At 51.0% G+C, this 11,989-nt stretch carries 8 protein-coding genes; 7 read left to right on the plus strand and 1 reads right to left on the minus strand.

Translation table 11 applies throughout. The features are described 5' to 3' along the window. Positions 1-130: 130 nt before the first annotated feature. From pdxA to AC1WIP_RS05050, 7 genes are read left to right on the plus strand one after another with little or no spacing between them, the layout of a single operon-like run. Positions 131-1,180: a 4-hydroxythreonine-4-phosphate dehydrogenase PdxA gene (pdxA, locus tag AC1WIP_RS05020; protein ID WP_481140796.1), complete on the plus strand. Its 1,050-nt coding sequence runs from the start codon at positions 131-133 to the stop codon at positions 1,178-1,180. Further along, entirely contained in the window at positions 1,156-2,319 is a 1,164-nt protein-coding gene (locus AC1WIP_RS05025) for a sialidase family protein (protein WP_481140789.1), read from the plus strand. Before pdxA ends, AC1WIP_RS05025 begins: the two co-directional genes overlap by 25 nt. 26 nt (positions 2,320-2,345) lie before the next feature. After that, positions 2,346-3,332, plus strand: a complete 987-nt coding sequence (locus AC1WIP_RS05030; protein WP_481140790.1) for an ABC transporter permease — start codon at positions 2,346-2,348, stop codon at positions 3,330-3,332. Beyond that, on the plus strand, positions 3,329-4,228 hold the full coding sequence (locus AC1WIP_RS05035) for a carbohydrate ABC transporter permease (RefSeq protein ID WP_481140791.1): 900 nt from the start codon (positions 3,329-3,331) through the stop codon (positions 4,226-4,228). The genes AC1WIP_RS05030 and AC1WIP_RS05035 overlap by 4 nt, the downstream gene beginning before the upstream one ends. A gap of 49 nt (positions 4,229-4,277) precedes the next feature. Then, a complete protein-coding gene (locus AC1WIP_RS05040) occupies positions 4,278-5,990 on the plus strand; it encodes a type 2 periplasmic-binding domain-containing protein (protein WP_481140792.1) in 1,713 nt (570 codons plus the stop codon). Then, entirely contained in the window at positions 5,966-8,101 is a 2,136-nt protein-coding gene (locus AC1WIP_RS05045; protein WP_481140793.1) for an MGH1-like glycoside hydrolase domain-containing protein, read from the plus strand. Before AC1WIP_RS05040 ends, AC1WIP_RS05045 begins: the two co-directional genes overlap by 25 nt. Before the next feature lie 28 nt (positions 8,102-8,129). Next, on the plus strand, positions 8,130-11,306 hold the full coding sequence (locus AC1WIP_RS05050; protein WP_481140794.1) for a glycosyl hydrolase family 2 protein: 3,177 nt from the start codon (positions 8,130-8,132) through the stop codon (positions 11,304-11,306). A gap of 4 nt (positions 11,307-11,310) precedes the next feature. On the opposite strand, the gene AC1WIP_RS05055 is transcribed toward AC1WIP_RS05050, so the two are convergent. Next, positions 11,311-11,989: GGDEF domain-containing protein (locus AC1WIP_RS05055; RefSeq protein WP_481140795.1), on the minus strand; the 679-nt coding region annotated here is incomplete at its 5' end.

Raw genomic sequence — 11,989 nt, forward strand, 5'->3', positions numbered from 1 at the left:
GCCCTTTCACCAGCTTTCAAAAGAGGCCCTGCAGGCGCTGGGCCAGGTTCTTGCGGAAAACAAAGCAAAGAAAATGGCATAGGATGGGAGGACGCAGATGAAGGATAACAGACCCATAATCGGTATTACCATGGGGGACCCGGCAGGGATAGGACCGGAAATCACTGCAAAGGCTTTGAGCCAGAAAAGCATATACGAAAGCTGCTGTCCCCTTGTGATCGGAGATGCCGCTGTTTTGGAAAATGCCCTGGAGATAGTGGGAAAACAGGATATTGCAGTGCATGGCATAAGCGCTCTTTCGGAGGCTGCATATGAATGGGGAACCATAGATGTGCTGGATAGAAAAAAGCTAAGGCCCGGGGACTTCCCCGTGGGAGAAATCTCAGAAAAGGCCGGAGAGGCAGCGTTTCAGTATGTGGAAAAGGCCATTGAGCTTGCAAAGCAGGGGGCGGTGGACGCCACTGTTACAAACCCCATTAACAAGGCGGCCATTAATCTGGCCGGACATGCCTACTCGGGGCACACGGAAATTTATGCCCAGTACACTGGCACCCAAAAATACACCATGCTTCTTGTACATGAAAATCTCAGAGTAGTGCATGTATCCACTCATGTGGCCCTTAGACAGGCCTGTGATCTGGTAAAGGAAAAAAGGGTGTCTGAGGTGATTGAAATTGCCTATGAGGCCTGCAGGGATATGGGAATAGAAGCGCCAAGGATCGCAGTGGCGGGCCTCAATCCTCATGCGGGGGAGGAAGGTTTGTTTGGAAGAGAGGAAATAGAGGAAATCCGGCCTGCGGTGGAGGCGGCAAGAAAACAGGGCATTCTGGCCACAGGACCGCTCCCTCCGGACACTGTATTTTCAAAGGCCAGAGGAGGCATGTATGACATAGTGGTGGCAATGTACCATGATCAGGGCCATATTCCTTTAAAGATGGCTGGCTTTCTATATGATCAGAAGAAAAAACAGTGGGAGGACGTTTCGGGGGTGAATATCACACTGGGACTTCCCATTATAAGAACCTCGGTGGATCATGGAACTGCCTTTGACCAGGCGGGAACAGGAAGAGCCAGCGCAAAAAGCCTGGAAAATGCCATTGATTATGCAGTCCGCTTTGCAAAACAAAGAAGAAAGAAAAAAGAGGTGACGGAAAAATGCCAAGAGAATATATCAAAATAGCAGAGCCGGAGGTGGACGGCAGACTTTATTACAACAGTCGGCTGGATATGGTGGAAGCGCTGCTGCCCAATCCTTGTCAAAGCTGTCATGCCGCTGATCTGCTGGAGACTCCCCAGGGAGACCTGCTGTGCTGCTTCTTTGCGGGGCAGAAGGGCGAGGGCTGGTCGGACGTGAATGTGTATCTGTCGAGGCTGCCCGCAGAAGAAAGCCGCTGGAGCGAGCCAGTGCGGGTGTCCGACGATGATACCCGGTCGGAGCAGAATCCCTCCCTGTTTCTGCATCCTAACGGAGAAATCTGGCTGCTGTATACGGCTCATGTGTCCAAGACGCCGGGCATGGAGCTGCCGCCCCACGCAAATTTGCAGTATACATCCCAGATACGGTGCAGGCGGTCTAAGGATGGAGGTCGGACCTTTGGAAAAACGGAGGTTTTGTTTTCCCGCCCCGGTTCCTTCTGCAGGCAGAAAATTCAGGTTTTGCAGAACGGACGCTTTTTGTTTGGAAACTGGCTGTGCTTTGACGATGACACCAGAAATGGAAGTGATATCACCGTAATACAGATTTCCGACGACCAGGGTGAGACCTGGCGGATGGTGGAGATACCAAAAAGCAGAGGATTGGTGCACTGTAATCTTGTGGAGAGGCCGGACGGAAGGCTGGCGGCCTTTTTCAGAAGCCGGGGAGCGGATTATTTATACCGTTCGGAATCTGAAGATTTGGGAGAGCATTGGACAGAGCCGGAGTCTATAGCGCTGCCAAACAATAATTCCAGTATTTCCGCCATTCCCCTCCAAAGCGGCGCTATTGCCCTGGCGTACAATGCCTGCGGCTTTGGGGAGGACAGGAAGGAAGCCAGGTGGCCCAGGCAGAGAGCTCCCATCACGCTTGCGTTGTCGGAGGATGATGGACTGACCTGGGATCTGCGCAGAATCGTGGAGGGAGCCGAGGGCTTCTGTGGAAGACGAAACGCTGTAAACAATAAAAGGTATGAGTATCCCGTATTGCTGCAGGGAAAGGATGGAACCATTCATCTTGCTTACACCTGGGGAAACCGCAGGGCTGTCAAATATGTGAGAGTGGAGGAAGGCTGGATCCGCGGCGAAAAAGAACTTGACGAGGGACTGAGATATCAGTTTTAGAGCTTGTATTGGAGAAAGGTAAAAATATGGGTAAAGCAAGGGGCAAGAGAGTAAAAGACATCAATCAGAGAAAGGGAACCGCTGTGGCGGCGGCCCCTTCAAAAAAAATTGAAAAGCTGGGTAAACGGATGTGGCAGTACAGGTGGATGTATTTGTTTTTGGTTCCAGCTGTCATCTGGTATATATTATTTGCCTACCTGCCCATTTACGGCGTCACCATTGCCTTTAAGGATTACAACATTGTGAAGGGCGTGTGGGACAGCCCATGGGTAGGACTGCAGAATTTTGCCAGGATTTTCAATGACCCGAATTTTTCCAGAGCCTTCCGCAATACGATTTTTATCAGTTTTCTGAAGCTGATTTTCGTGACGCCCTGCGGACTGGTGCTGGCGCTGCTTTTGTCGGAGGTAAAAAACAAGCTTTTCCGGGGAACGGTGCAGAGTCTTTCCATGCTGACGCACTTCTTTTCCTGGGTGGTGATTGCCTCCATCATGACAGTGCTGCTGTCGCCTACCACAGGTGTGGTAAACGAAATCATTTCCATGCTGGGAGGTACGCCCATTTATTTTCTGGCGGAGGACAACTGGTTTATTTTCTGGGTGGTGGTATCGGATATCTGGGAATCTGCAGGGTGGAATGCGTTAGTTTTTATCGCCGCCATCGGAGGGATTTCCCCGGAGCTGTACGAAGCGGCTTCCATCGATGGCGCCAGCAGATGGCAGAAGATGTTCCATATCACGATTCCCTGTCTGTCGGGAACCATATGCACGGTGCTGATTTTGAAGCTGGGAAGTCTGCTGTCAGGTAATTTCAATCAGATTTTCAACCTGTACAATTCGGCGGTGATGGACGTAGCGGATATTCTGGACACCTATGTGTACCGCCTGGGAATCAACAGCATGCAGTACAGCTATTCCTCGGCGGTGAGCCTGTTCCAGAACATGATCAGTCTGGTGCTGGTGTTTATCGTAAATGGAATTGTAAAACGGATTAATCAGGAGGGAATCGTATGATAAGGGTAAAAAAGGTGAAAAGAAAAAAGGAAAAATACACCCTGGCGGACTGGGTCATTGGTTTTTTGCTTTTGTGCTTTGGACTGGCGATTGTGTATCCTGTCTGGTATCTGTTCATGCTGTCCTTTTCCACCTTTGGGGGAATTTCCTCCAGCAGCAATCCCTTTATGCTGGTTCCGGCGGGATTTACGTTGAGTGCCTATAAGGATATTTTTTCTTCGCCCTATATTCAGTCGGGCTACATGATCACCATCTTCCGGACGGTGGTGGGAACAATCCTTTCCGTATTTTTTATGGCGCTGGCGGCCTATGCGCTTTCAAAGAAGGATATGCCGGGCAGAAAGGTATTTACGGTATTTTTTCTGGTGAATATGTTTGTGCAGGGAGGAATGATTCCCACCTACCTGATGATTAAGGAGCTTGGACTTTTGGACAATATCTGGCTTTTGGTTCTTCTGCCAATGTTCAATACCTATTATATGATCATTCTGCGGAGCTTTTTCTCCACCATTCCGGAAAGCCTGGCAGAGGCGGCGAAGCTGGATGGAGCGAGCGAGGTGCAGATATTTTTCCGTATCATGGTGCCCTTAAGCGTTCCTTCCCTGATCGCGGTGGGTACCTGGGTGTTCTTTACCCATTGGAACTCTTGGTTTGACTCCCAGCTGTATTTTTCCACCATGAAAAAACAGGTGGTGCTGGTGCAGATACGAAGACTGGTTATCGAGCAGAGTAATCTGCTGCTCACGGGCATGACTACGGGAAAGGCTGATCTGCCTACGGAAAATTCCATCCAGGCGGCAGGCATTATGGTCACCATACTGCCAGTGTTGATTATTTATCCCTTTGTAAAGAAATTTTTTGTCAAGGGAATGACTCTGGGAGCGGTAAAAGAGTAGGATACAAAACAAATTGTTTTTATCAATAGAAAATAGAAGGAGGTTACAAATGAAAGGAAAAATGATGAAAAAGGCGATAGCGCTTGTTTTATGCTGCGGTATGACGTTGTCCATGGCCGCCTGCGCAGGCACAGAGGAAGAACAAAGCGGCGGGAGCCAGCTAGGCTCTGGGACACAGGGAACCGAGGCTGAGACGGAAGTAATGCAGATATCCTGGTACAACATCAATCCTCCCTATGAAGATAACTCCTGGGGGGAACAGACCTTTGAAGAGCTGTTTGGAGTGGACGTGGAGATTGTCCGGGCGGAGAGCGAGGATGAACTGAGTACACTGCTTGCAGGCGGAGATATTCCCGATGTGATGATATTAAGCTCTGTGGAGCAGGTGGCTTCCTTCCAGAACCTGGGCATTTTAGCCAGTGTCACGGAGGAGGAGATACAGGAATATATGCCTTCCTATTATGCCATGTGTGTGGCTGAGGATGAGGATTTCTTTTCCTACTCCATGATTGACGGCGTCAATTACGGCATTGCAAAGTACAAGGCTGCAAGCGGCATCGCACAGGCGGCTGTGATTCGGGCGGACTGGCTGGAAAACTGCGGATTTGATTCGGTGCCCACCACATTGGAGGAGCTGGAGGAGGTGTTTACGGCCTTCACCTATAACGATCCCGATGGAAACGGAGTGGACGATACTTATGCGCTGACCTCCGGCTCCGATAAGGAAGAAGGTAAGCGTTTCTTTTCTTCCATTTTCGGGGCATATGGAATTAATCCTTTCTGCTGGACTGAGCAGGACGGAGAGGTTGTATTTGGATTTGCCACTGAGGAATGCAAGGAGGCCTTGAAGCTGTTAAACAAATGGTATGGCATGGGATTGATCGATCCGGAATTTGTTACGGATGAGAGCAGAACCTCCGGTACGGACATCGCTTATAAATTTGCAAACGGCATTACAGGCTTTGTGGATGGCTTTGCCTTCGATGACTATGAGTGGGACAATGACGCCCATGTAAATGCAAAATGGGTCGCATCAAATGAAAGCTGGCAGGAATTTTTCTCTGCAAATGCAGGAGATGAGGAGGCGCTTTACGGTACTGCCAATGTGACAGATTTCAGCGATGATATGATCGATCCCTATTATATTGTAATTCCCCAGATTGTGGGACCGGCGGGAGAAAACTCCGGCTATTATGCGGGCAGCAATATTTCCGGTTACATCTGCTTTGGCGTACAGCTTGAGGATGACAGGGAAAAGATGTACAAGGTAATGGACATTCTGGAGCAGCAGGCTGCCGACACAGACATCATTATCAATCACTGGGGACCTGAGGGCTACATCTGGGAGTGGAACGAGGATGGCACGGAAAGAGTCTGGATTGAAAACTACAGTGAGAAAGAGGACTATAACGCCCAGGGCCAGACCATGGGAAATGGCCAGTGTCTGTGGCCTATGTATGTTTCCAATGATGCGTTTTTGACCATTATAGGCGGAGCCAGAATGAGCCAGCGCTATGAGGTGGATATGCCTATGTTTGCGCAGATGAACACGGTGACGGATGTGGTGAAGGTCTCCTTAAGCGCGGCTACGGAGAATCCAGATCTGATTTATGCCTATCCTTTGGAGTACATTGTAAAGGCAATCCGTGGGGATGTGGATATTGATGCAACCTGGGATGACACCGTACAGACCTGGTACGACAATGGCGGCACCCAGCTTACGGAGGAAGCTAACGAATGGTATCAGGGAACACAGAAGTAACGGTACGAGAGCACTTTGACGATGAACTACAGCAGAAGAACCGCACACTGCGGACACTTCCGGGGCGGCTTCTGCTGGGGCCTACGGGCTCCAGGCTGTTTGCAGACTACCTGGAGCCCGCTGCGGGCTTTTTGGGAAGGATAGATTTTATCCATAAATTAAATCTGCCAGGAATCTTTTGGGTGGAAAGGGAAGAGGGGCCTTTTTTAGAGCCGGTGGAAGCCATATGGAGACCCAGCTTTCTCACCTTAAGGCGGGAAAATAGCTCCTTTGCCTTTGAGGAACACAAATTTATCACCTGGGAGGATTGTGCGGTTTCCTGCCAGAAATGGGTAAATAAGACCCAAAGGACGATGAAGCTTTTCTTTCGCATGCCACAGGACTGCTGGCAGATAAAGCAGGATGGGGGATGCGTTTTGCTGGAAAGAAGCTGCGCATGCCACGGGCTTCATCTTGTGGGAGCAGTCTGCTCGGACAATGGCATTCATCTGCAGGGGACGCTGGAGGTACCTGCGGGGGAAAGTACAGAGTTTGTTCTGGCGGCAGCCATAGGGGAGAAGGGAAGCGAGGACTTAAAGGATACGGCTGGCAGGGTAAAGAAGTATCTTTCCCAAAGCAGCCGGGTCTTGGCCTGTGTGGAAGGGCAGCAGAGGGAGTACGGTGCATGGTTTGAGGACGTGCCTTCTTTTGAGTCCGACGACGCTCTTTTGAATAAGACTTGGAAATATCGGTGGTTTTTGCTGCGCCATAATTATGCAGAGCCCCACTGTGGGAATATGAGGCACGGGATGTTTTATGAGGGCAGATCTCATAAGACGGTAAAGGACCTTTATGAGCCCAAGGGGCATGAATTTACACAGCTGATTCCCCTTTCCACACCGCTTCACCTGTTGGACTGCCGCTGGAAAAAGGATGGGACGCCCTGTATGGAGGCGGTGCGGTCCCTTGTGGACAGCGCGGACGGCCAAGGGCTGTTTCACACGATGATGGTGGACAAGACGGGGGCAGTGTATGGGAATTTTGCGGGCTGGGCCCTTTATCAGCTGTATCTGGCAAAAAGAGATAAGCCTTTTCTGAAAGAGGTCCTGGGAGCCTTTCAGAAAAATGTGTGGGGCGTCTGGGAGAGCAGCAAAAATGGACAGGATGATTTGCCTGTGTGCAGAGATCACCGCAGGACGGGGAAGGAGTACCAGCCTTCCTTTTGGTATTTCCGGAATTTTCCGGATAATGCAAGGGATAATGACAGCTTTGACTGGATGAAACGGGTGGATTTGGCAGTATATCTATACCTGAATGGGCTGGGCGTAGCAAAATTGTGCGAGATCACAAAGGATAAGGGCGCGGCCTCCCTTTATAGACTGGCACAGAGGCTTAAAGAGCAGATTTTAGAGAAAATGTGGGATGAAAAAACTTCTTTTTTCTATGATCTGCACCACGAGACGGGAGAAAAGGCCATGGTGCGAAACGTGGTGGGGATCTATCCTCTATGGGCGCAGATCACGGAAGAAAAGCACCTTCCCCTGCTTCGTTCCTATTTTTCCCCGGAGGGCTTTGCAACAGGCTCAGGCTTTGCCTCGGTTTCCCGGGACTGCCCGGTATTTGCACCGCAAGGCGGCTGGAAGGGCAGCTTTTTCAAGGGAAGAAACGGCTGTATGTGGGATGGCCCCTCCTGGCCTTATACCACAGGGGTGGCGCTGGATGCCATCGCCTTGCAGAGCAAGCGCTGGGGCCATCGATTCGACGGAGCCTTTGGAAAATATCTGAGGGAATATTCGCTGGAGCATTATCGGGGAAACTGTCTGGAGGAGCCCTATCTGGTGGAGCATTATGATCCGGTGACAGGGGAGGCGCTGAGTGATGAGGCGGACTACCTGCACTCCTTTTATATTGACCTTATCGTCAGGCATGTGGCGGGAATCACGCCCACAGAAAATGGAATCGAGATCGATCCCTTAGATGTGGGGCTTGAGCGCTTTACCCTTGAGAATCTCTTTGTGGGAGAGAAGGTTATTTCCGTATCCTATGAGAAAAATCAATACTACAGGGTGAAGGCGGACGGTGAAACGGTTTTTGAGGCCAAGGAACCTAAGAAGGCATTTGTGAAGCTTTGAGAGCGCAAGACATAGGAGGGAGAAAAGCATGGGGTTTTTAGAAACATGGAAAAACCCTTCCGGGGAAAACAGGATAAAGCCCTTTTGGTTTTGGAACGGGAAAATAGAACGGGATGAGATCGATTTTCAGCTGGCTGAGATGAAAAAGCAGGGGGTGGGCGGCGCCTTTATCTGTCCGCGCCAGGGACAAAAAATTCCTTATCTGGGTGAGGAATGGTTTGAGCTGGTGCGTCATGCCTGCAGGCGGGGGGCGCAGCTTGGGCTGGAGATCTGGCTGTATGATGAATATCCTTATCCCAGCGGCATGGCAGGCGGAGAGACTCTTTTGGAGCATCCGGAGGCAGCCCAGAAACAGCTGGTATTTTGGGGAAGCTGGGAGAGGGGCGGACGATGGCTGGAGCTTACCCTGGGATGGGGGAAAATTTTGTATGCGGGCGCGGTGCCTGTGGATTCGGAGGGGCGGCTTTTGCGGGAAAACACACTGGATATGCGCAGGCACATCGGGATTGTGCAGACGCAGCAGATCTGTATGCACGCCGGAATGACGCCCTATACGGACAAACGCTTTTTCACCTATGGCCCTCAGAAAACCTTGAGAGTCTGGCTGCCGGAGGGAAGCTGGCGGCTGGAAATTTTCAGCGAGGAGGGCCTAGAAGACTACAAATATTTTGGGAATTTTTTTGATCCTTGTGACAGCAGTGCGGTACAGACCTTTCTGCGCTGTACCCATGAAAGATATTTTCAGGCGCTTGGAAAGGATTTTAACACCCAGGTCAAAGGTATTTTCTCCGATGAGGTGTTCTTTTTAGGGAAGATTCCATGGTCTAAGCATCTTCCGGAAAAAATCAGAGAAAAGCACGGCTACGATTTGTGCGCAAAGCTGCCTGCTCTCTGTGACAGAGCTTATCCGGGTGCGGCCAGAATACGGTATCAGCTCTATCAGGCGGCCCACGAGCTTTTGCGGGATTCCTATCATAAGCAGACGGCGGACTGGTGCGCCGCACATGGCATAGCCTTTGTAACGGAGACACCCTCTATGCGCCGTTCCACCCAGATTTACAGCACTGTGCCTGGCGGAGACGCCTGCCATGAGAAGCTGGGAGTGTCCCTGGAGGAAATTTACGATAAAGATTTGGCCAATTATAGAAGCTGTGCGCCAGGAATCGCTTCCCTGGCCGCTCAGTCGGGCCGGGAATATGCCCTGGTGGAGAGCTTTCACAGTGTGGGCTGGACCATGACCTTACAGGATGCCAAGTGGATGATAGATTATCTGGCGGCAATGGGGATCAATTTTTATACCTTTCATGCCTTCTGCTATACCATAGGCGGTCTTGCAAAGCATGATGCGCCGCCCTCCCAGTTTTTCCAAAATCCCTACTGGAAGCATTATCATCTGCTGGCGGATTACGGGGCCAGACTGAGCCTGTTTTTGAAAGGCACCAGAAAGTCCTGCAGGATTGCGCTGCTTGATCCGGTGACCTCCCTGTGGACACATCTTGGCAGCCCCAGAAAGGGCTTTTCCTATGCAGGAGAGGATTCGGCGGAGGAAAAGCATTTGAGGCAGCTTAGGGAGGATTGGATTTATCTGGCAAAAACCATGCTGTTTGCGCAGATTGGCTTTGATTTTCTGGACGGGGAAATTCTGTGCCAGGCTAAGGTGGAAGCGGGCAGGCTGTACCTGGGAAGGGCGGTCTATGAAGTGGTAGTGATGCCGCCCATGAGCAATATAGAGCGGGCTGTTACAGAGAAGCTTCAGGAATTTGCAGACTGCGGCGGACGGCTTGTTGCAGCCGGTATGCTGCCCTATGAGGTGATCGATGAGGATGAGAAGGCGGAGGAGAAATACTGTCGTCTCTTCGGTACACCGGACGCAAATCAAAAGCGGTATTGGGAGGATGGGGAGCAGGACAGGGGACTGCAGGTATTTCGTGAAAAAACCAATGTGTTTCTGGCGTCCTCTGGCAGTCTGCAGCAGGAGGGCTTTCAGGAAAAATATCTGGAAGCACTTGAAAAGGCGGCGGGCGCTCCCGTGATCGGCATTTCAGTGCTGGAGGGGGAGCCAAGAGAGCTTTGCTCCTGCGTCAGGGAGGACGAAAAGGGAGCCCGCTATGCGCTTTTGTGCAATCATGGGGGCGGGAAAATGAAGGTAGGGCTTTCTTTAAAGACCCCCGCTGAAACCGTCTGCAGACTGGATGCGGAGGATGGAAGCATTCTGCCTGTGGATTCTTCTGAGGGAAGGGAATTTGAGGCAGCGCTGGGACCCTGGGAGTCTGTGCTTATGGGCTTTGATGTGCCCCGGGACGAAGGGCCATGGAAAAGGGAGGAAAACTGTCAGGAACCGAAAGGGAAAAGAAAGAAGGAAGAGACAATCCTGCTCCCCATGGATGAAAATACCCGCTGGAAGATTTCTATGGAAGGGGAAAATGTATTTCGTCTGGGCGAATTTCAAATGTCTCTGGATGGAAAGCGCTGGAGAAGAGGGGAGACAGATACCTTTATTGAGCTGTGCGACAGGTTTCAATGGCTGGACGGCGGGCAGATTAGATTCACGGGAACATTTGGGACGCCGAAGCGGCTGCGAATTTCTTATCCGGTCACCCTTTACTGCCGGAGAGAATTTCAGATAGATGCAAAGCCCTCAAAGCTTCTCCTTCTGATGGACAGGGAGGCGATTACGGGGGAATGGGAAATGAAACTAAACGGAATACTGGTGGAAAAGGAGCAGTTTCATCCCTTCTTTATATACGACAGGGGAAATGTGGCCTGCGATGTGACTAATCACGTCAGGACGGGACATAATCTTTTAGAGCTTCAGATTATAGTGAAGGAGGACTGGGACGGATTGAGAGAGCCTTTGTATCTGCTGGGGGACTTTGGTGTAAGGCAGGAAAAAATTGTGCCAAAGCCGGAGCATGCAGTCTGGCAGAGCTCTCATATGGAAGGATTTCCCTGGTACAGCGGCACCCTTTGTCTTGAGACGAAGCTGATGCTTGGAGAGGCGCTCAAAGGGGATATGGTAAACATGGAGCTTGCTCCTGGTATAACAGCGTCAGACTGTCTGGAGCTTTTGGTAAACGGACAGTCACTGGGGGTACGAGCCTTTGCCCCTTATCGGTGGCAGTGTCCGACAGGGCTCCTCAAGGAAGAAAATGTTTTATTACTGCAGGTCACTAACACATTGGGATCCATGCTGGAGGGAAGCTGATCCTTCAATCCACCTCCACCAGGGTCACCCGGTTTTTGCCCACTCTCTTGGAGTGGTACAAGGCGGCATCAGCCTGCCCCACCAGCTCCTCCATGGTGCTGTCCATGGAGGGAAACATAACGGCCACACCTACACTTACTGTGACGATTCCGTTTGGCCCGGGGATTGCGCGGTCCCGCACACGCTCCAGCAGGCCCCAGGCCGCAGACAGAGCCTCCTTTTTGGAGCAGTCTCCCAAAAGGAAAAGAAATTCCTCGCCTCCATATCTTGCCGCGAGAATGCCCAGGTCCTTGGAATAGGAGAGTATGATTTCGCCGATGATTTTCAGGCAGGTATCTCCTGCCTGATGTCCCAGGGTATCGTTGTATTTTTTGAAATCGTCAATGTCAAGCATCATGGCGGCAACGGGCAGCTGCATTTTCTGACAGCGGCGAAAACAGGGAGGCATATTTTCGGAGGCCCAGCGTCTGTTGGGCAGACCGGTGAGAGGGTCCGTCCGGTTGAGCACCTCCAGCTTCACTAACGACTCTCCGCTTCTCAGCCGCAGATCCGTAATGATGTAAAGTAAAAAATAGACTAAAATCAAGGCGGTGATGCCGCCAAACAGATCATAGCTGACGCTGCGCGGTGTTTTAAAAAGCAGAACCAGTACAAGAAAGACAAAAAAGGCTCCTGTGAGAAGG

Source organism: Acetatifactor sp. (assembly GCF_982438285.1).